This is a genomic window from Streptomyces sp. NPDC088766 (assembly GCF_044750845.1).
In the GTDB taxonomy this organism is placed as follows: domain Bacteria; phylum Actinomycetota; class Actinomycetes; order Streptomycetales; family Streptomycetaceae; genus Streptomyces.
This window is the reverse complement of sequence record NZ_JBIVKQ010000038.1, coordinates 32,850-52,275: the sequence shown is the minus strand read 5'-3', so window position 1 is coordinate 52,275 and position 19,426 is coordinate 32,850. Positions and strand designations below refer to the sequence as shown.

The 19,426-nt window shown below is 70.8% G+C and carries 16 protein-coding genes; 6 read left to right on the top strand and 10 right to left on the bottom strand.

The window, feature by feature from the left end; translation table 11 throughout:
- Positions 1-45: 45 nt before the first annotated feature.
- Positions 46-3,066: an excinuclease ABC subunit UvrA gene (gene uvrA, locus ACIP5W_RS33860; protein WP_401481590.1), complete on the bottom strand. Its 3,021-nt coding sequence runs from the start codon at positions 3,064-3,066 to the stop codon at positions 46-48.
- 223 nt (positions 3,067-3,289) lie between these two features.
- Between uvrA and ACIP5W_RS33855 the strand changes: the two genes are divergently transcribed.
- Complete coding sequence (locus tag ACIP5W_RS33855) at positions 3,290-3,979, top strand: maleylpyruvate isomerase family mycothiol-dependent enzyme (RefSeq protein ID WP_401481588.1); 690 nt, start codon at positions 3,290-3,292, stop codon at positions 3,977-3,979.
- Between the two features lie 10 nt (positions 3,980-3,989).
- Positions 3,990-4,643 (top strand): MBL fold metallo-hydrolase, encoded by a 654-nt coding sequence (locus ACIP5W_RS33850; protein ID WP_401481586.1) that lies wholly within the window; start codon positions 3,990-3,992, stop codon positions 4,641-4,643.
- Positions 4,644-4,945: 302 nt separating this feature from the next.
- On the opposite strand, the gene ACIP5W_RS33845 is transcribed toward ACIP5W_RS33850, so the two are convergent.
- Both ACIP5W_RS33845 and aroQ read right to left on the bottom strand, forming a co-directional pair.
- Positions 4,946-5,257 (bottom strand): hypothetical protein, encoded by a 312-nt coding sequence (locus tag ACIP5W_RS33845; RefSeq protein ID WP_401481584.1) that lies wholly within the window; start codon positions 5,255-5,257, stop codon positions 4,946-4,948.
- A gap of 192 nt (positions 5,258-5,449) precedes the next feature.
- Positions 5,450-5,923, bottom strand: coding sequence for a type II 3-dehydroquinate dehydratase (gene aroQ, locus ACIP5W_RS33840; protein WP_401481582.1), 474 nt, complete (start codon positions 5,921-5,923; stop codon positions 5,450-5,452).
- Positions 5,924-6,025: 102 nt separating this feature from the next.
- On the opposite strand from aroQ, the gene ACIP5W_RS33835 reads away from it, so the two are divergent.
- Together ACIP5W_RS33835 and ACIP5W_RS33830 are read left to right on the top strand one after the other, a co-directional pair.
- Positions 6,026-7,072 carry a S66 peptidase family protein gene (locus ACIP5W_RS33835; RefSeq protein ID WP_401481580.1) on the top strand — a complete coding sequence of 349 codons (1,047 nt, stop codon included), beginning with the start codon at positions 6,026-6,028 and terminating at the stop codon, positions 7,070-7,072.
- A gap of 69 nt (positions 7,073-7,141) precedes the next feature.
- Complete coding sequence (locus ACIP5W_RS33830; protein ID WP_401481578.1) at positions 7,142-8,470, top strand: MFS transporter; 1,329 nt, start codon at positions 7,142-7,144, stop codon at positions 8,468-8,470.
- On the opposite strand, the gene ACIP5W_RS33825 is transcribed toward ACIP5W_RS33830, so the two are convergent.
- The 6 genes from ACIP5W_RS33825 to ACIP5W_RS33800 all read right to left on the bottom strand — a co-directional run bounded on the left by ACIP5W_RS33825 (position 8,460) and on the right by ACIP5W_RS33800 (position 16,841).
- The gene (locus ACIP5W_RS33825) at positions 8,460-9,560 is read right to left on the bottom strand and encodes a calcium:proton antiporter (RefSeq protein ID WP_401481576.1); all 1,101 of its coding nucleotides are present in this window, start codon (positions 9,558-9,560) and stop codon (positions 8,460-8,462) included. The genes ACIP5W_RS33830 and ACIP5W_RS33825 overlap by 11 nt on opposite strands.
- Positions 9,561-9,699: 139 nt before the next feature.
- On the bottom strand, positions 9,700-10,701 hold the full coding sequence (locus tag ACIP5W_RS33820) for a TerC/Alx family metal homeostasis membrane protein (RefSeq protein WP_401481574.1): 1,002 nt from the start codon (positions 10,699-10,701) through the stop codon (positions 9,700-9,702).
- 288 nt (positions 10,702-10,989) lie between these two features.
- Positions 10,990-13,014, bottom strand: coding sequence for a TerD family protein (locus tag ACIP5W_RS33815; protein ID WP_401481572.1), 2,025 nt, complete (start codon positions 13,012-13,014; stop codon positions 10,990-10,992).
- Between the two features lie 53 nt (positions 13,015-13,067).
- On the bottom strand, positions 13,068-13,646 hold the full coding sequence (locus ACIP5W_RS33810) for a TerD family protein (protein ID WP_401481570.1): 579 nt from the start codon (positions 13,644-13,646) through the stop codon (positions 13,068-13,070).
- A gap of 155 nt (positions 13,647-13,801) precedes the next feature.
- On the bottom strand, positions 13,802-15,949 hold the full coding sequence (gene uvrB, locus ACIP5W_RS33805) for an excinuclease ABC subunit UvrB (RefSeq protein ID WP_401481568.1): 2,148 nt from the start codon (positions 15,947-15,949) through the stop codon (positions 13,802-13,804).
- Between the two features lie 40 nt (positions 15,950-15,989).
- Positions 15,990-16,841, bottom strand: a complete 852-nt coding sequence (locus tag ACIP5W_RS33800) for an MHYT domain-containing protein (protein ID WP_401481566.1) — start codon at positions 16,839-16,841, stop codon at positions 15,990-15,992.
- Between the two features lie 275 nt (positions 16,842-17,116).
- On the opposite strand from ACIP5W_RS33800, the gene ACIP5W_RS33795 reads away from it, so the two are divergent.
- Entirely contained in the window at positions 17,117-17,986 is an 870-nt protein-coding gene (locus ACIP5W_RS33795) for a glycerophosphodiester phosphodiesterase (RefSeq protein WP_401481564.1), read from the top strand.
- Between the two features lie 73 nt (positions 17,987-18,059).
- Positions 18,060-18,614: a methylated-DNA--[protein]-cysteine S-methyltransferase gene (locus ACIP5W_RS33790; RefSeq protein WP_401481562.1), complete on the top strand. Its 555-nt coding sequence runs from the start codon at positions 18,060-18,062 to the stop codon at positions 18,612-18,614.
- A 381-nt stretch (positions 18,615-18,995) separates the two neighbouring features.
- Here the strand turns inward: ACIP5W_RS33790 and ACIP5W_RS33785 are convergent, their stop codons facing one another.
- Positions 18,996-19,424, bottom strand: coding sequence for a VOC family protein (locus ACIP5W_RS33785; RefSeq protein WP_401481560.1), 429 nt, complete (start codon positions 19,422-19,424; stop codon positions 18,996-18,998).
- Positions 19,425-19,426 lie beyond the last annotated feature (2 nt).

Here is a 19,426-nt window from a genome sequence, read left to right as displayed (position 1 = left end):
GGCGCCCCGCGGGAGGGTCCCCGCGGGGCGCCGCCGCCGCTGCTCCTACTTCTTCGTCGCCTTCTTCGTGGCCGGCGCCTTCTTCGCGGCACCGGCGGCCTTCTTGGCCGCCGTGCTGTTGACGGTGGCCTTGGCGGTCGCGGTCTTCCTCGGCGCCGCCTTGGCCGCGACCGTCTTCTTCGCCGCAGCCCCGCGCGGGGCCCTGACCGGCTGCGCGTCGCTGACACGGTCGCCGAGGACCTCGCGCAGGAACTTGCCGGTGTGGCTGGCCGGGACCCCGGCCACTTCCTCCGGCGTGCCCTCGGCGACGACGACGCCGCCGCCCGCGCCGCCCTCGGGGCCCATGTCGACGACCCAGTCGGCGGTCTTGATCACATCGAGGTTGTGCTCGATGACGATGACCGTGTTGCCCTTCTCCACGAGGCCGGAGAGGACCTTCAGGAGCTTGCTGATGTCCTCGAAGTGCAGCCCCGTGGTCGGTTCGTCCAGGACGTAGACCGTGCGGCCGGTGGAGCGGCGCTGGAGCTCGCTGGCGAGCTTGACGCGCTGCGCCTCACCGCCGGACAGGGTGGTCGCGGACTGGCCGAGGCGGACGTAGCCGAGACCGACGTCCTTGAGGGTGTTGAGGTGGCGGGCGATCGCGGGGACGGCCTCGAAGAACTCGGTCGCCTCCTCGATCGGCATGTTCAGGACCTCGGCGATGGACTTGCCCTTGTAGTGGACCTCCAGGGTCTCCCGGTTGTAGCGGGCGCCGTGGCAGACCTCGCACGGGACGTAGACGTCCGGGAGGAAGTTCATCTCGATCTTGATCGTGCCGTCGCCCGCGCAGTTCTCGCAGCGGCCGCCCTTGACGTTGAAGGAGAAGCGGCCGGGCAGGTAGCCGCGGACCTTGGCCTCGGTGGTCTCGGCGAACAGCTTGCGGACGTGGTCGAAGACGCCGGTGTAGGTCGCCGGGTTGGACCGCGGGGTGCGGCCGATGGGCGACTGGTCGACGTGGACGACCTTGTCGACGAGGTCGTCGCCGTCCACGCGCGTGTGGCGCCCCGGCACGTTCCTCGCGCCGTTCAGTTCGCGGGCCAGGTGCGTGTACAGGATGTCGTTGACCAGGGTCGACTTGCCGGAGCCGGAGACGCCCGTGACCGCGGTGAAGACGCCCAGCGGGAAGGAGACGTCGATGTCCCGCAGGTTGTTCTCGCGGGCCCCGCGCACCGTGAGCTGCCGGGACGGGTCGCGCGGGCGCCGGAGGTCGGGCAGCGGGATGGCCTTCCTGCCCGACAGGTACTGACCGGTCTGCGACTCCTCGTTGGCGAGCAGCTCCTTCAGGGAGCCGCTGTGCACGACCTTGCCGCCGTGCTCGCCGGCGCCGGGACCGATGTCGACGATCCAGTCGGCGACCTTGATGGTGTCCTCGTCGTGCTCGACGACGATGAGCGTGTTGCCCATGTCGCGCAGCCGCACGAGGGTCTCGATCAGCCGGTGGTTGTCGCGCTGGTGCAGGCCGATGGACGGCTCGTCGAGGACGTACAGCACGCCGACGAGGCCGGAGCCGATCTGGGTGGCCAGGCGGATGCGCTGGGCCTCGCCGCCGGAGAGCGTGCCGGCGGCGCGGTTGAGCGAGAGGTAGTCCAGGCCGACGTCGACCAGGAACCGCAGGCGCTCGTTGACCTCCTTCAGGACGCGCTCGGCGATCTTCTTGTCGCGTGCGTCGAGCTTCAGCTCGCCCAGGAAGTCCGCGCAGTCGCTGATCGACATGGCGGAGACCTCGGCGATGGACTTCCCCATGACCGTGACCGCGAGGACGATCGGCTTGAGGCGGGTGCCCTCGCAGGTGGGGCAGGGCACCTCGCGCATGTAGCCCTCGAAGCGCTCGCGGCTGGCGTCGCTCTCGGCCTCGCTGTGCCGGCGCTTCACGAACGGAACGGCGCCTTCGAACGGCGTCGTGTACACGCGCTCGCGGCCGTACCGGTTGCGGTAGCGGACCTCGATCTGCGTCTTGTGGCCGTGGAGGAGGGCCTTCCTGGCGCGCTGCGGCAGGCCGGCGAAGGGGATGTCGGTCCGGAATCCCAGGGCGTCCGCGAGGGCGCCGATCAGGCGGCCGAAGTAGTCCTTGGTGTGCCCGTGGGACCAGGGGTGGATGGCGCCCTCGTCGAGGGACTTGTCCTCGTCGGGGACGATCAGCTCGGGGTCGACCTCCATGCGCGTGCCGATGCCGGAGCAGTCGGGGCAGGCGCCGAAGGGCGAGTTGAAGGAGAAGGAGCGGGGCTCCAGTTCCTCGAAGGACAGGTCGTCGTACGCGCAGTACAGGTGCTCGGAGTACATGCGCTCGCGCTCGGGGTCGTCCTCGGGCAGGTCGACGAAGTCCAGCACGACCATGCCGCCGGCCAGGCCGAGGGCGGTCTCGACGGAGTCGGTGAGGCGGCGCTTGGCGGACTCCTTCACCGTGAGGCGGTCGATGACCACCTCGATGGTGTGCTTCTCCTGCTTCTTCAGCGTGGGCGGGTTGGAGAGCTGGACGGTCTCGCCGTCCACCCGCGCGCGGCTGTATCCCTTGGTCTGGAGGTCGGCGAACAGGTCGACGAACTCGCCCTTGCGCTCGCGGACCAGCGGCGACAGCACCTGGAAGCGGCTGCCCTCGGGCAGCTCGAGCACCTTGTCGACGATGGCCTGCGGCGACTGGCGCGAGATGGGGCGGCCGCACTCGGGACAGTGCGGCTTGCCGATGCGCGCGAAGAGCAGACGCAGGTAGTCGTAGACCTCGGTGATGGTGCCGACCGTGGAGCGCGGGTTGCGCGAGGTCGACTTCTGGTCGATCGAGACGGCCGGGGAGAGGCCCTCGATGAAGTCGACGTCCGGCTTGTCCATCTGGCCGAGGAACTGCCGGGCATAGGAGGAGAGGGACTCGACGTAGCGCCGCTGCCCCTCCGCGAAGATCGTGTCGAAGGCCAGCGAGGACTTGCCCGACCCCGACAGGCCCGTGAAGACGATGAGCGAGTCGCGCGGCAGGTCGAGCGAGACATTCTTGAGGTTGTGCTCGCGCGCGCCACGGACGATGAGACGGTCGGCCACGCCGGTCCGCACCTTTCTTGAGAGAAGTGACAGGGGCGGGGCCCCCGTCCTTCTCAGACTAGGGGGAGCCACTGACAACGCCGGTCGGATTCACGGGTTGACAACAATCCCCTGCCATCCAGCATGCCCGACGCCGCCCACGACCTTATAGCACGCACATTCGATTTGCGGGCCGCTCCCGACCACCTTCACCCGAAGGAGTGGCGAAGCTAGGGTCAGCACCATGATTGATCACGCTCATGACCTGGCGTCCGTACGTGACGCGACGGACCGGCTGCTCACCGCAGTCGCCAAGCTGGACAACGCGTCCGTGACGCAGTCGTCACGCCTGCCCGGCTGGAGCCGCGGCCACGTCCTCGCCCACCTCGCCCGCAACGCCGACGCCCTGGTGAACGTCTTCCGGGGCCGCCCCATGTACGTCGACGCCACCGTGCGGGACGCCGACATCGAGCGGGACGCCCCGCGCCCCCTGGACGTCCAGCTCGCGGACGTCCGGGAGAGCGCAGCCCGCTTCCAGGAGGCCGCCGCCGTCCCCGCGGACTGGTCGCGCACGGTCGAGCTGCGCAACGGCGTCACCGACTCGGCGGCGCGGGTCCCCTTCCGGCGCTGGGCGGAGGTGGAACTGCACCACGTGGACCTCGGGATCGGCTACGAGCTGGAGGACCTGCCGGAGGAATTCGTCGCGCGGGAGATCGACTTCCTCGTGGAACGCTTCCGCGGCCACGGGGACGTACCGTCGACGCGCCTGAGCGGCGACGGCGGCGGGACCTGGACCACGGGCGGCGGCGCACCCGGCGGGCCCGTCGGCGTCAGGGGCCCGGCCGCGGACCTGCTCGGCTGGCTCTCGGGACGCCGCGACGGCTCCGCGCTCACGGTCGACGGCGGCCCGCTCCCGGCCCTCCCCCCGCTATAGGCTGGCGGTCATGACGTACAGCGGAGAGGTGCGGGTCGGCGGCTCGGCGGACGTGCACGAGCTGAAGGACCTGATGATCACCAAGATCGCGGTCGGCCCGATGGACAACAACGCCTATCTGCTGCGTTGCCGGGCCACGGACGAGCAGCTGCTGATCGACGCGGCCGACGACGCCCGGACACTGCTCGGCATGATCGGTGACGACGGCATCGCCTCCGTCGTCACCACACACCGTCACGGAGATCACTGGCAGGCGCTCGCCGAGGTCGTCGCGGCCACGCGCGCGCGTACGTACGCCGGCCGGGAGGACGCCGAGGGCATCCCGGTGCCCACCGACGTCCTGCTCGACGACGGCGACGTCGTCCGGGTGGGCGACGTGCACCTCACCGCGCGCCATCTGGTCGGACACACGCCGGGCTCGATCGCCCTCGTGTACGACGACCCGCACGGGCACCCGCACGTGTTCACGGGCGACTGCCTCTTTCCGGGCGGCCCTGGCAGGACGACGAATCCGGTGGACTTCACGAGTCTGATGGACGGCTTGGAGGAGAAGGTCTTCGGCCCGCTGCCCGACGAAACGTGGATCTATCCGGGCCACGGGAACGACACGACGCTCGGCTCCGAGAGGCCGCGGCTGGCGGAGTGGAGAGCCCGGGGCTGGTGATCCGCCGGTCCGCACGGGGCGACCGGCAACGGGCCCGCCTCACACCGTTCCCGTCCCGAGGCGGTGCCCGCCAGGGTACGGATACGGCTTCTCGTGGCACGCCCGGTGCCGGTCGAGGTGACCGCCGAGCCCGACGACCGGGCAGTGCCCGTACCGCCGAGCCCGGCAGCCGGGCAGTGCCCGTACCGGAGCCCGGGCCGCCGCCTCAGCGAGACGGGGAGGCCGCCTCCGGAGGCTTCGAAGTGCCCCGGGAGACGGCCTCCCTGACTCCACGGCAGGATCGCTCGCCGAGCCGGTGCGACTCAGCAGTACCGCCGCTCGGCCCGCGCGAAACCGGCGCTGTAGCCGTCGGCGTAACCACGGGTGTAGTCGCTGTCGCTGAAGCTGCGGTACGCCCCGCCCATTCGACAGTCGTCCCTGGCGTCCTGGTAGCCGTCCCGGAAGCCGGCCCTGAATCCCTGCCGGTAGTCGCGTGGGCTGTTGACGGCTGCAGGCGCACTGGCGTGGGTCTCGGCCGGCGTGGCCGCTGAAGCCTGCTGTATGCCCACCGGTGCGAAGCCGAGGATGAGGACCGAGCAGGCGATGACGGAACGCTTCCAATGCCTAGCGGTCATAACTGCCCCTTGGGTGCATAGGTTGCGGGGGAACTGATTTCAACACTAATGCCCCATACGGGTCATGCAACTTGCCACCAGTCGGCGTCGAGAGACGGACGCGACCACCTTGTGAGGCGCCTTGCCTCCGTGTAAGCGGGAAGCCGGTAAGGGGCGCCCGTCAGGAGGCCGGTGCTCATGCGCGGCCTGGGCTCACGTGCTAGCCTGCCCCGCTCCCGCCAGTGCCGCGACGCACTCCACGGCGAACACGTAGCCCTGCACTCCGCAGCCCGCGATGACTCCGTCGGCGCGCAGCGAGACGTACGAGTGGTGCCGGAAGGACTCCCGCCGGTGGATGTTGGAGATGTGGACCTCCAACACCGGCAGTCCGTCACAGGTGTTGAGCGCGTCGAGGATCGCGATCGACGTGTGCGAGTAGGCACCGGGGTTGATCACGACGCCGCAGTGGTTCCGCCGCGCCTCGTGGATCCAGTCCACCAGTTCGCCCTCGTGGTTGGACTGCCGGAAGTCCACCGTGCCGCCGTGCGCCGCCGCGGCCTTCGCGCACAGCGCCTCGACGTCGGCGAGCGTGTCGGAGCCGTAGATCTCGGGCTGACGCTGCCCCAGGAGGTTCAGGTTGGGGCCGTTGAGAATCATGATGGGGGCGTTGGCCAGGGTGCGGGGCACGGTTCCTCCGGTCCGTTCGGCGTGGGGCGGCCCGTCGGACCGCCGCTCGGACCCGGTTTATCACGGTGAAACAGCGGGGCGGGAAGCCCTAGCCTCACGAGCATGACCCCACCCTCGTATCCCCCGAAGCCCTCCCCCGGTGACCGCATCGCCGTTCTCTCGCCGGCCGCCGGCCTGCCCGGACTCTTCCCGGCTCCCTTCGAACTGGGACTGGAAAGGCTGCGCGAGGAGTTCGGCCTCGAGCCGGTCGAATATCCGACGACCCGCACGATGGGCGCCACACCGCGCGAACGGGCCGACGACATCCACGCCGCTTTCGCCGATCCCGGCATCAAGGCGGTCATCGCCTCGATCGGCGGCGACGACCAGATCACCGTTCTGCCGCTGCTGGACCGCGAGTTGATCCGGGCCAACCCGAAGCCGTTCTTCGGCACGAGCGACAACACCAACCTGCTCGCCTTCCTGTACAACACCGGGATCGTCGGCTACCACGGCGCGAGCGTGATGGTGCAGCTCGGGCGGCCGGTGGCCATGGACGCGCTGACCGCGGACTCCCTGCGGGCGGCCCTGTTCACCTCGGGCGCCTACGAACTGCGGCCCGCCGAGCGCTGGAACGACGTCAACCGCGACTGGGCCGACCCGGCGACCTTCACGTCGCAGCCGGAGACCCGGCCGGGCACCGGCTGGATCTGGCGCAACGCCGACCGCGTGGTCGAGGGCCGCGGCTGGGGCGGCAACCTGGAGATCCTCTCCTGGCTCCTGATGGCCGACCGCGAGATCTCCCACGACCTGTCGGTCTACGACGGCGGCGTGCTGTTCCTGGAGACCTCCGAGGAACTCCCCAGCGCCACGGAGGTCTTCCGGATCCTGCGCAGCATGGGCGAGCGCGGCCTCCTCCAGCGGTTCCCCGCATTCCTGATGGGCCGCGCCAAGACCTGGTCCTTCGAGCGCCCCAACGGCCCCGAGGAGGCCGCCCGCTACGCCGCGGAGCAGCGCGAAGCGGTACTGAGCGCGCTGGAGACGTATGCGCCCGGCACCCTCGCCGTCTTCGACGTGGACTTCGGCCACACGGACCCGCAGCTCGTCCTCCCCTACGGAGGGACGATCCGCGTCGACGGCCCCGGACAACGCATCACCGTCACCTACTGAGCCCCGCGCGACGCGGTCGCGACACCGTGCGCCCCGTAACCCTCGGTCACGGCGGGTGGTTGACGGGGCATGCACGACGTACGCACCGTGAACACCGCAAGCACCGCGAACACCGCGAGGGCGCCCTCCATGCCGCGGCTCGCGGCCGCCTCGCTCGCCGGGACGGCCATCGAGTTCTACGACTTCTTCGTCTACGGGACCGCCGCGGCGCTCGTCCTGGGGCCGCTCTTCTTTCCGACGTTCTCCTCACCGGCGGGAACGCTGGCCGCTTTCGCGACGTTCGGTGTGGGGTTCGTGGCGCGGCCGCTGGGGTCGGTTCTCTTCGGGCATGTCGGCGACCGGCGCGGACGCCGGCCGGTCCTGGTCGTCTCCCTGCTGCTGACGGGCGCCTCGACGGTCGCGGTCGGATGCGTTCCGACGTACGGCTCGATCGGGGTGGCGGCACCCGTGCTGCTGCTGGTGCTGCGGTTCCTGCAGGGGCTCGGGCTCGGCGGGGAGTGGGGCGGGGCGGTGCTGCTGACGGCGGAGCACGCGCCCGTCGGGCGGCGCGGGCTGTGGTCGAGTTTTCCCCAGGTCGGGCCCGCGGTGGGCTTCGTGCTCGCCAACGGGGTGGTGCTGGCGCTGTCCGCGACGCTGACCGGGGAGCAGTTCGCGCGGTGGGGCTGGCGGGTGCCCTTCTGGGCGGCGGGGGTACTGGCGGTGCTCGGGCTGTGGCTGAGGTCGTCGCTGCCCGAGAGCCCCCGGTTCCTGGAGATCGAGGCACGCGCGCGCGTGCCTCTCGCCGAGGTGGTGCGCTCCCGCTGGCGGCTCGTCCTGCTGACCGCCGGCGGACTCGCCGTCGGGTACGCGATCTTCTACACCGTGACGACCTGGTCGCTGGCCTACGCGACGCAACGGCTCGGGGTGAGCCGTACGGTCATGTTGACCTGCGTCATGGCGGCGGTGGTGGTGCAGGGGGCGCTGACGCCCGTGGCCGCTCTGCTCGGCGATCGTTACGGGCGGCGGCCGCTGTGCCTGGTCGGCTGCGCCGCCGCCGCGCTGTGGATGTTCCCTCTGGTCGCGCTGCTCGGCACGGGCGAGCCGCTTGCGATGTTCCTGGGCTTCCTCGGCGCCATGCTCGCGTTCGTCACCATGTTCGCCGTCGTCGCCGCCTATCTGCCGGAGCTGTACGAGCCGCGGATCCGCTGCACGGGCGCGGCGGTCGGCTACAACCTCGGTGGAGTTCTCGGCGGCGCACTCACGCCCCTGGCGGCCACGGCACTCGCGGAGCACTCGGGGCGCGTCCCGTGGGGGGTGGGCGCGTATCTGACGGGCATCGCCCTGCTCAGCCTCGGCTGCTTCGCCCTGCTGCCGGAGACCCGGCCGGCGCCGGCCCGGCCGAAAGACTTCAGGGATTGACCGCCAGTTCCAGATAGGCCGCGAACAGCACCAGATGCACGCCGCCCTGCAGCGGCGTGGCCCTTCCCGGAACGACCGTCAGGGAGCTGACGACGACGGTCAGTGCGAGCAGCACCATGTGGGTGGGGCCGAGGCCGAGGACGAGCGGACCGGAGAGCCAGACCGAGGCCAGGGCGACCGCCGGGATCGTCAGGCCGATGCTGGCCATCGCGGAGCCGAGCGCGAGGTTGAGGCTGGTCTGCACCCGGTCGCGGCGGGCGGAGCGCAGTGCGGCGATGGTCTCGGGAAGCAGTACGAGCAGCGCGATGACCACACCGACGACGGCGTGATGAAGCCCGGCGGCCTCCACGCCGTCCTCGATCGTGGGCGAGACCCCTTTGGCCAGTCCGACCACGCCGATGAGGGCCAGGCCGAGCAGGCTCAGGCTGATCAGCGCGGTCCGCGACGAAGGCGCGGCGGCGTGGTCGTCCCCGGTGATCACGTCGCCCTGCCGGGTGACCGGGAGGAAGTAGTCACGGTGCCGGACGGTCTGGGTCGCCACGAACAGGCCGTACAGGGTCAGTGAGGACAGGGCGGCGAAGGTGAGCTGGACGCTGGAGAACTCCGGGCCGGGCTTGCTGGTGGTGAAGGTCGGCAGGACCAGGCTGAGGGTGGCCAGGGTGGCGACGGTCGCCAGGGCCGCACCGGTGCCCTCGGGGTTGAAGACCGCCGTGCCGTGGCGGAGGGAGGCGACGAGGAGGCACAGGCCGACGATGCCGTTGCAGGTGATCATCACGGCCGCGAAGACCGTGTCCCTCGCGAGGGTCGAGCTCTTGTCGCCGCCGTCCGCCATCAGCGTGACGATGAGCGCGACCTCGATGATCGTCACGGCGACCGCGAGCACCAGGGAGCCGAACGGTTCACCGACGCGGTGCGCGACGACCTCGGCGTGGTGCACGGCCGCCAGGACCGCTCCGGCGAGGACGACGGTGATCAGGGCGACGACCGCGGGGGCGAGGTCACGGCCCCAGGTCAGGGCCAGCAGGACGACGGCGAGCGCCGGCACGAGGGATGTCCAGCGGGTCGTGAGCGACCTGAGCCGAGCGATCATGCAGCGATCGTCGCAGAGCGGTACGGGCTCCGCATTCCGTCCGGGAAGCACCCGCAGGAGCGCGCTCAGAAGCACCGGGAGCGGCGCCCGGCGAATCGCCGCGCACCGCTCCCGGAGATGGTTCCCGCGTCGTCCGTGGTCAGACGTCGATGCTGTCCTTCGGGGCGTCTTCGCTCCCGGTCTGCGTCTTCTCGGCCGCCGCCTGCTTCTTGGAGGCCCGCAGGCTGGTGATCGTGGTGACGATCAGGACGGAGCAGATGACGCCGAGCGAGACCGGGATGCTGATCTCGGGGACGTGGACCCCGGACTCGTGCAGCGCGTGCAGTACCAGCTTGACGCCGATGAAGCCGAGGATGATCGACAGGCCGTAGCTGAGGTGGACGAGCTTCCTCAGCAGGCCGCCGATGAGGAAGTACAGCTGCCGCAGGCCCATGAGCGCGAACGCGTTGGCCGTGAACACGATGTACGGGTCCTGCGTCAGGCCGAAGATCGCGGGGATCGAGTCGAGGGCGAACAGCACGTCGGTGGTGCCGATCGCGAGCATCACGACCAGCATCGGGGTCATGACCCGCTTGCCGTTCTGCTCGATCCACAGCTTGGTGCCGTGGTAGCGGTCGGCGACGCCGAACCTGCGCTCGGCGGCCTTGAGCAGTTTGTTCTCCTCGAACTCCTCGTCCTCCTCGTCCGCGCGGGCTTCCTGGATGAGCTTCCAGGCGGTCCAGATCAGGAAGGCGCCGAAGAGGTAGAACACCCAGGAGAAGCTGGCGAGGATCGCGGCGCCCGCGGCGATGAAGATCGCCCGCAGGACCAGGGCGATGAGCACGCCGACGAGCAGGACCCGCTGCTGGTACTGCGAGGGGACGGCGAACTTCGCCATGATCAGGACGAAGACGAAGAGGTTGTCGACGCTGAGCGACTTCTCGGTGATGAAGCCCGCGAAGAACTCTCCGGCGGGCTGTCCCCCGCCGAAGATGAACAGGCCGAGCCCGAACAGGGCGGCCAGGGCGATCCAGACGACGGTCCAGATACCGGCTTCCTTGATCGACACGTCATGCGGCTTGCGGCCGATGAAGAAGTCGATCGCGATGAGGGCGCCCAGGCCCACGACAGTCAGGACCCACAGGGTCACGGAAACATCCACTGCGCCTCCGGCAGTACGTAACGGCAGGTGATCAGCGTCGTCGCGCTGCCGGAGGTCTCTTCCACCCCGGGTCCCGGCGCAGGGCATGCGCACGGGGCCGCACGGGCCGACGCCCCGGGATCAGCTCTGATCCGTATTGACGGGTACGCCGCAGTTGGCAGGGAGTACTCCCCTCCGTACGAAAGACAGTACCCAATCACCAAGGAAAGGTAAAGGGATTGGCAAAACAAAGACCAAATCCGCTGTTCAGGGCCGCTTTACGGTCACTTGGTGAAGTGGTGGAAGCGATCAGCCCCGCCGCTCCCGGCGGGCCGCGGCCACCTGTGCCAGGACCTCCTGGAGAACCTGGCTGCCCGGCGGCACAAGAGCCGGCTCGTACGTCCAGGCGTGACCGACCCAGGGATCGGCGAGGTGGTCGTCGGGCACCGGGGTCAGCCGCATCAGCCCGCGCCACAGCGGGTCCAGCAACGGACCGTAACCGGCGGCGTCCTCGCGGTCGGCGACCATCATCAGGTGGACGCCGACGGACGGGCCCTCGTCCGCGAGGTAGCGGAGCTGGGTCACGGCACGATCGTCGAAGCCGTGCGGGAAGTCGTTGACGAGCAGGAGCTGCTGGGCGGTGTCGAAACCGGGCGGGAGCGAGTCGGCCGCGCCGCCGCGCACCGCCATCTGCACCAGGTCGACGTGCTGCGTGAGCCGGGTGAGCACGTCCGTCACACCGGCCGAGCCCACGGCGGGCGGCGCCGCCAGTACTCCGCTCCGCACCAGCGGGGCGAGCGCCGACGCGCCCGAACCGGCCGGGTCGACGACGTGCACCGTGAACTCGTGGGCCGGATGGACCGCCAGCAGCCGGGCCGTGTGCGCCACGGCCGAGTCCAGCGCGAGACGGCGCAGCTCGTGGGAGTCGAGGAACGAGCCGTCGGGCGAGCCCGTCCGCCCGCTGTCGACCCACAGGCCGCGCTCCAGCGGGAGGCGGATGAGCATGGGGATGCGCAGCCGGTCGCTCTCGGGAAGGTGGAGGTCGCCCAGGCACAGCGCCATGGGCATTTCCATCGGGACGCGATAGGCGTGCCAGACGGGGTTGTCCCAGCGCGCGAAGGCCGGCGGCAGTGCCGGCTCGACGACCTCGGCCTCGGCCACGAGCTGGGCGAGATCGCGGTCCAGCACCTGCCGGGCCTGGTCGACGAGCTGGGCGTGCTTGGCGCGAGCGGTCTCGCGGGCGGCGTCGCCCTGGCCGCCGATCCGGCTGCGCGGGTCGGAGAGGGCCTCGTCGAGTTCCCTTTCCCTGCGCGTGTCGGCGAAGTCGACGGCGCTGCGGTACGCGGCCGTGGTGCGGGCCAGGTCCTCGAACATGCCCCAGACCTGGTTGTACAGCCGCTCTTCCATGGACCAACCGGTGGCGTCGCCGGCGACCGGCCTCGCGGGCCTGCCCGGCTCGGCCGGGGGTGCGGCGGGCGGGGGCGGCGGGGCGGTGTTCCGACGCCGCGGGTGGCTGTAGTCGATGGGGCCGCCGGTGCCGGACGTCGCGGGGGTGCCCGGCTGGGCGGTGGCCGCGGGGTCCGCGGGCCCCGTCGGGTGTCCCGCCACGGCATCCGCTGCGCCCTGCGACGGCTGGGGACCCGGGTACGGGCCCGCGGGGCCCTGGGTGCTCTGTCCGCCGTAGGGGGATCCGCCCTGGTCGGGGCCGAGGGCGGAGGCGGCCGCCTGTCGGGAGCGGTCGACGTCGACCGGGCGCGGCGGTGGGGCCGGCACCGAGCGGGCCAGCCCCTGGGCCACGGCCTCGTTGATGCCGGACGCGAGCTGCTGGGCCTGCGCCAGGCCCTGGTCGGCGAGGAGAGCGGCGAGGCCGCCCGCGTACCCCTGGCCGACCGCCCGGACCTTCCAGGCGCCCTGACGCCGGTACAGCTCCAGGGCGACGACGGCCGACTCGGGGCCGAGGCCGGTGAGGGTGAAGCAGGCCACTTCGGAACCGTCGAGGCCCGTGACGGCGACGACGGGGGCGGCGAGGGAGCCGAAGGCGACCGGTCCGCCCACCCCGGTGGGCAGGGCGAGCAGAACGCTGACGCGGTGCACGCTCTCCGCGACGGCGTCCAGATCAACCGCGAGGCGGTGGTCGGTGGCCGCCTGCCGGGAGACCTCGAGACCGGGCAGAGTGGGTGCGCCCGGGTGGGCGACCCACTCCACGCCGTGGATCCTGCCGCTCTCGTCGCAGAGCGTGGCCGCCGCCACGACCGGGGCACCGGCCGAGACCCGGATCTCCAGGCGGACTTCCAAGAGCGGGTGGTTCTGGCCCCGCACCAGCTCGGCCGTCATCGCCTGTGTCCCCCTGCGTCGCGTGTCGTGTTGTCGTGTGCCGCCCGGCCCGGTTACAGCGCGGGCACGATGGCCGGCATCAGGTCCTGGAAGGTGCGGCCGTTGGCCGGGGTGCCGAGGGCGGTCATGTTCCAGCCCGCGCCCACCCGGTGCACCTTGGCCATGATCTGGGCGGTGTAGGCACCGCCGCCCGCGAGCGTGTAGCGCGCCAGCTCCTGGCCGTTGGTCTCGTCGACCAGGCGGCAGAACGCGTTCTGCACCTCCTGGAAGGTCTGGCCGGTGAAGGAGTTCACCGTGAAGACGATCTGGTCGATGTGGACCGGGACGCGGGAGAGGTCGACGAGGATCGCCTCGTCGTCGCCGCCCTGGCCGACGCCGCCGACGAGGTTGTCGCCGGTGTGCCGGACGGAGCCGTCGTCGCTCACCAGGTGGCGGAAGAAGACGACGTCGACCGGCTGCTTGTCCGCGAAGAGGACCGCGGAGGCGTCGAGGTCGATCTCCCGGGTGCGGGAGCCGAACAGGCCGCGCCGGGGGGCAGCCTGCCAGCCGAGACCCATGCGCACCGCGGTCAGGCTGCCTCCGTCGGTCTTCTGCAGACTGATGGCCTGACCCTTGGTCATGTTGACGGTCACGCGCTGATTCCTCTCTCGGACTGTCCCCTGTTGCCGCGGTCTCCGCGGTTGACGAAAACCCTACGCAAGGGCACTGACAGTGCCGTACCCAGGACCGCACTTTGTGTCGTTCTTGCAACACAGCACGTACGGCGGCGGGGCCCCGCGTAAGTACGTCAGGCGATACCCGCCTCCTTCATCTGGCGCAGTTCCTTCTTCATCTCGGAGACCTCGTCGCGCAGCCGGGCCGCGACCTCGAACTGGAGATCCGCGGCGGCCGCCCGCATCCGCGCCGTCATCTCCTCGATCTGGTCGGCGAGTTCGGCGGCGGGGCGGTCGGTGGGAACCGTCTCCTTGGCCTTGCCCTTCGCGGACCTGGCGGACGTCGCGCCCTTGGCCGCCTTGCCGCCGAGGGAGGGCACCGGCGCCTTGGTGCCGCCGCCGTCCTTCTTCGCACGGTAGCCGGAGCCCAGGAGCTGCTCGGTGTCGACCTCCTCGCGCGCGATCTGCGCGACGATGTCGTTGATCTTCTTGCGCAGCGGCTGCGGATCGATTCCGCGCGCCGTGTTGTAGGCGATCTGCTTCTCCCGGCGGCGGTTGGTCTCCTCGATGGCCCGCTCCATGCCCGGGGTGATCTTGTCGGCGTACATGTGGACCTGGCCGGAGACGTTGCGCGCGGCGCGGCCGATGGTCTGGATCAGCGAGGTGCCGGAGCGCAGGAAGCCCTCCTTGTCGGCGTCGAGGATGGCCACCAGGGACACCTCGGGCAGGTCGAGGCCCTCCCGCAGGAGGTTGATGCCGACCAGCACGTCGAACTCACCGGACCGCAGTTCGCGCAGCAGCTCGATGCGGCGCAGGGTGTCGACGTCGCTGTGCAGGTAGCGGACCTGGATGCCGAGTTCCAGGAAGTAGTCGGTGAGGTCCTCGGCCATCTTCTTGGTGAGGGTGGTGACCAGGACCCGCTCGTCCTTCTCGACGCGCGTGCGGATCTCGTGCACCAGGTCGTCGATCTGGCCATCGGTGGGCTTGACGACGATCTCGGGGTCGACGAGGCCGGTGGGGCGGATGATCTGCTCGACGACACCGTCCCCGCGCGAGAGTTCGTACTTGCCGGGCGTCGCCGACAGGTAGACGGTCTGCCCGACGCGCTCCTGGAACTCCTCCCACTTCAGCGGGCGGTTGTCGAGGGCGGAGGGAAGGCGGAAGCCGTGGTCGACGAGGGTGCGCTTGCGGGAGGCGTCGCCCTCGTACATGGCGCCGATCTGCGGGACGGTGACATGGGACTCGTCGATGACGAGGAGGAAGTCGTCGGGGAAGTAGTCGAGCAGGGTGTTCGGCGGGGAGCCGGGCAGGCGCCCGTCGAAGTGCATCGAGTAGTTCTCCACGCCCGAGCAGCTGCCGATCTGGCGGAGCATCTCGATGTCGTACGTGGTGCGCATGCGCAGGCGCTGGGCCTCGAGGAGCTTGCCCTGCTTCTCGAGTTCGGCGAGACGCCCGCCCAGCTCTTTCTCGATGTCGTTGACGGCGCGCTCCAGGCGCTCCGGGCCGGCCACGTAGTGAGTGGCGGGGAAGACGTACAGCTGCTCGTCGTCGCTGATGATCTCGCCGGTGAGCGGGTGGAGGGTCGACAGCGCCTCGATCTCGTCGCCGAACATCTCGATGCGGACGGCCAGTTCCTCGTAGACCGGGAAGATCTCGATGGTGTCGCCGCGGACCCGGAAGGTGCCGCGGGTGAAGGCCGTGTCGTTGCGCGTGTACTGGATGTCGACGAAGCGGCGCAGCAGCTGGTCGCGGTCGATCTCGGCGCCGACCTTCAGCGGGACCATGCGGTCCACGTACTCCTGGGGGGTGCCGAGGCCGTAGATGCAGGAGACCGAGGCGACCACGACGACGTCCCGGCGGGTGAGCAGCGAGTTGGTCGCGGAGTGGCGCAGCCGCTCGACCTCCTCGTTGATCGAGGAGTCCTTCTCGATGTAGGTGTCCGACTGCGGGACGTACGCCTCGGGCTGGTAGTAGTCGTAGTACGAGACGAAGTACTCCACCGCGTTGTTCGGCAGCAGCTCGCGGAACTCGTTGGCCAGCTGGGCGGCCAGCGTCTTGTTCGGCGCCATCACGAGCGTGGGGCGCTGGAGCTTCTCGATCATCCACGCGGTGGTCGCGGACTTGCCGGTGCCGGTCGCGCCCAGGAGGACGACGTCCTTCTCACCGGCCTCGATGCGCTTGGCCAGCTCGGCGATGGCCGCCGGCTGGTCACCGCTGGGCTGGTAGGGGCTGACGACCTCGAAAGGCGCCACCGTGCGTTCGATGCTGGAAACGGGCCGCATGCCATCCACCGTACGGCCCACCACTGACAATGCGGTCCGATCAGCGGTTCTGCGGGGTCCGGCGCTCGTGGAGGGCGGTCTTGCGGCGGGTGCGGAGCCGGGCGACGGAGTGCGGGTGGGCCGGGACGCCGGGCCTGTGCTCGGCCGGGCTCCGGTCGGGCCTGCCCGTCATCATGAGGGGGTCGAACAGCACCACCACGCCGGCGAGGCAGAGGAAGGCGAGCGGGCCGATCAGCATCGGCGCGAGGAGACCGGCCGGCGGGTCGCCCGCGGACGGCGATCCCGTGGTGTGCAGATGGACACTGAGGGCGGCCATGCCCGTGTAGTGCATGCCGGTCACGGCGAGGCCCATGACGAGGCTCGCGCCGACGCTCCACAGGAAGCCCCTGACCTGCCCGGCGGCCCACAGCGCGGCGGTGGCGGCGGCCATCGCGACGGCCACGGAGACACCCACGGTGAGGGTGTTGTACTCGAACTTGCCGTCGAACCGCATACCGGCCATGCCCAGGTAGTGCATCGAGGCGATCCCGAGGCCCGTGACGGTGCCTCCGGTGAACAGGGCGGTGCCGGCCGCGCCCCGGTAGCCGACGATGAAGATCCCGACGCCGACCATGACGACGGCGACGCCGAGGCTGGCGTAGGTCATGGGCTTGTCGTAGTGGATCGGGGCGCCGGCGACCGTGAAGCCCGTCATGGCGACGAAGTGCATGGTCCATATGCCGGAGCCGATCGCGGCCGCGCCGAGGGCGAGCCATCCGGGGCGCCAGGAGTGGGCGACGCGCATGGCTCTGGTCGTGCAGCGCAGGCCGAGGGCACCGCCGAGGCAGGCCATGAAGTAGGCCACCAGCGGTGTCACGAGTCCGTAGCTGAATCCGTCGGCCGTGCCGTGCATGCGCGGTTGCCCTTCCGCCCTGTTGCTGGAATGCCTGGAGCGCGCCGTGTACCCATAACCGCGCGAGCGATCAGGGTTGACGCAGAGCAGTATGACTGCCACCGGAATGGTCGAACGATTTTCCGGCAAAGAAACACGGCCTTGCCGCAATGTGCGGCACCGGTGTGCGGTCCCGGCCGTCAACCTTCGTCCTTCGGCCTTCTCGCGCGCATCCGTCGCGGACTCCCTGCTGTCAGAGTTGTGCCGTATGTGATCGGCCGATGCGAGGAGTACGCATGTACGCGCGCGCAGTCGCCGCGGCGACCACCGCACTGGTGGGTTTCGTCGCCCTCCTGTTCCCTGTTGACGACGCCCGGGCGGGGATCGTCGGGCGGCCCGCGGTGATCGCCCACCGGGGCGCTTCCGCCCAGGCTCCCGAGAACACGCTGGCGGCCGTCGACGCGGCCGCCGGCCTGGGCGTCCGCTGGGTGGAGAACGACGTCCAGCGCACCAAGGACGGCGAACTGGTGGTGATCCACGACGACAGCCTCGAGCGGACCACCGACGCCGAGGAGGTCTTTCCCGGGCGGTCCCCGTGGAAGGTGCGGGACTTCACCGCGGCCGAGGTCGCACGGCTCGACGCGGGCAGCTGGTTCGGCCCCGCGTACGCGGGCGCGCGCGTGCCCACGCTCCGGGAGTACGTCCGCCGTGTCGAGCATCACGGCCAGAAACTGCTGCTGGAGCTGAAGAACCCCGCGCTGTACCCGGGGCTCGAACAGGACACCCTGAAGGTGCTCGCCGACGAGGGGTGGCTGGACCGGGAGCATCTCGGCCGGCTGGTCGTGCAGAGCTTCGACGCCGGCAGTCTGCGGGCCGTCCACGACCTGGCGCCGTCGGTGACGACCGGTCTGCTGGGCAGGCCACCGGTGCGGGACCTGCCCGGCTGCGCGGCCTTCACCGACCTGGTCAATCCCTCGTACGTGTCTCTCTCAGCGGAGTACGTCTCCGCCGTGCACGCGGTCGAGGGACCGCACGGCAGCCCGTTGAGGATCTTCGTCTGGACCGTGGACGACGCCGCGGCGGCCCGGACGGTGGCCGGGTACGGCGTCGACGGCATCATCACCGACAAGCCGGATGTGGTGGCGCGGGCCCTGTACGGGGAGTGACCCCGCGACCGGTCCGGCGCCGTGCCCGCCGTCGGGCCGCGGCGTTGTCGGTGGCAGGTCGTACGGTGGGCGCATGGACAGCCACGGGCAGTACGAGCAGCAGGTCGTGTGGACCGTCGTCGACACCGGCATCGGTCCGCTGCTGCTGGCCGCGACTCGCGAGGGTCTGGTCAATGTCGTGTTCCACGCCGATGAGCCGGTGCGCGGGAAAGCGCTGCGCCGCCTCGCGGACCGGCTGGGCGCGGAGCCGGTCGAGTCGCCCGGATCGCCGCTGCTGTCCGAGGCGATACGCCAGGTCGAAGCCTATTTCGCGGGGGAGCGGCGCGGCTTCGAACTCCCCCTGGACTGGTCGCTGATCTCCGGCTTCAACCGGCAGGTCCTGCGCGAGCTGGCCTCCGGCGTCCCGTACGGCGCGGTCGTCGGCTACGGCGATCTGGCCAAGCGCGTGGGCCAGCCCGGCGCGGCGCAGGCGGTGGGGATGGCGATGGGCGCCAATCCGCTGCCGGTCGTGGTGCCCTGCCACCGGGTGGTGGAGAGCGACGGTGGGATCGGCGGTTTCGGCGGCGGTCTGGAGGCCAAGCGCAGGCTGCTCGCCCTGGAGGGGGTTCTGCCCGAGCCGCTGTTCTGAGCGGCCGAGCGGGCGTCGGCGCAGGAGCGGACCGGATGGGACGGCCGGTCCGTGACGGGGCCGGCGACGGAACTGCCGGCGTGCGGGCTGTTGCCGGCGGGGACGGCGGGCGGCAGCCGGCCGCGGACCGCAGCCGCGCTCTTCGTACGGGGCCTCGGCGGGGACGGTGTCGGTTCTGCCCTGCTCACGGACGCCGTGCCGCAGTCCGCGCGGGCCGTCGCGCAGGGCCTGTCCGACCTCACGATGAACACCTCGGCGGGCGCCGGCGGGGCGTGCCCGCGTCTGTCCCCGGCGGCGGTCCTCCTCACACGGGGAAGGGCCACGACGGGTACGGGTGACGGCGTCCGGGCGGGGCGGCGCGGGTGTGTACCGGCGCCCGCGTCAGTCGTAGTGCCGGATCTCGACGACGTTGCCGTCCGGGTCGCGGAAGTAGAGGCTGCGAGTGGCCGCGCCCCGGGCACCGAACGAGCCGTGCGAGACGTCCGAGACGGGGACGGCGTGCTCGGCCAGGCGGGTGCGGAGGGCGTCGAAGGCGGTGCGGGACAGGGCGAGGCAGATGTGGTTCACGGGGTGGCCGGCGCTGTCGGCCGCCCCGGGGAGCATCGTCATGCCCTTCACCATGGTCAGCGGCATCAGGTCGAGGAGGCTCCCGTCGTCGACCCGGACGGAGGGGAAGGGCTCCTCACCGGCGGCGAACGCGGCGAGCCGGACCGGTGTCAGGCCGACGACGTTCTCGTAGAAGTCGGCCGCGGCGAGCGGGTCGCGCACCCACAGGACGACGTGGTCGAGGCGGGGCGAGGTGTCGGTCATGC

Bases quoted from the DNA above. Each gene is read 5' to 3' on its own strand.
- ACIP5W_RS33795 (WP_401481564.1), top strand. From the start codon at position 17,117: ATGTACGCGCGCGCAGTCGCCGCGGCGACCACCGCACTGGTGGGTTTC.
- ACIP5W_RS33815 (WP_401481572.1), bottom strand. From the start codon at position 13,014: ATGACGGCCGAGCTGGTGCGGGGCCAGAACCACCCGCTCTTGGAAGTC.
- ACIP5W_RS33785 (WP_401481560.1), bottom strand. From the start codon at position 19,424: ATGACCGACACCTCGCCCCGCCTCGACCACGTCGTCCTGTGGGTGCGC.
- ACIP5W_RS33855 (WP_401481588.1), top strand. From the start codon at position 3,290: ATGATTGATCACGCTCATGACCTGGCGTCCGTACGTGACGCGACGGAC.
- uvrB (WP_401481568.1), bottom strand. From the start codon at position 15,949: ATGCGGCCCGTTTCCAGCATCGAACGCACGGTGGCGCCTTTCGAGGTC.
- ACIP5W_RS33800 (WP_401481566.1), bottom strand. From the start codon at position 16,841: ATGCACGGCACGGCCGACGGATTCAGCTACGGACTCGTGACACCGCTG.
- ACIP5W_RS33830 (WP_401481578.1), top strand. From the start codon at position 7,142: ATGCACGACGTACGCACCGTGAACACCGCAAGCACCGCGAACACCGCG.
- ACIP5W_RS33835 (WP_401481580.1), top strand. From the start codon at position 6,026: ATGACCCCACCCTCGTATCCCCCGAAGCCCTCCCCCGGTGACCGCATC.
- ACIP5W_RS33850 (WP_401481586.1), top strand. From the start codon at position 3,990: ATGACGTACAGCGGAGAGGTGCGGGTCGGCGGCTCGGCGGACGTGCAC.
- ACIP5W_RS33825 (WP_401481576.1), bottom strand. From the start codon at position 9,560: ATGATCGCTCGGCTCAGGTCGCTCACGACCCGCTGGACATCCCTCGTG.
- ACIP5W_RS33845 (WP_401481584.1), bottom strand. From the start codon at position 5,257: ATGACCGCTAGGCATTGGAAGCGTTCCGTCATCGCCTGCTCGGTCCTC.
- ACIP5W_RS33790 (WP_401481562.1), top strand. From the start codon at position 18,060: ATGGACAGCCACGGGCAGTACGAGCAGCAGGTCGTGTGGACCGTCGTC.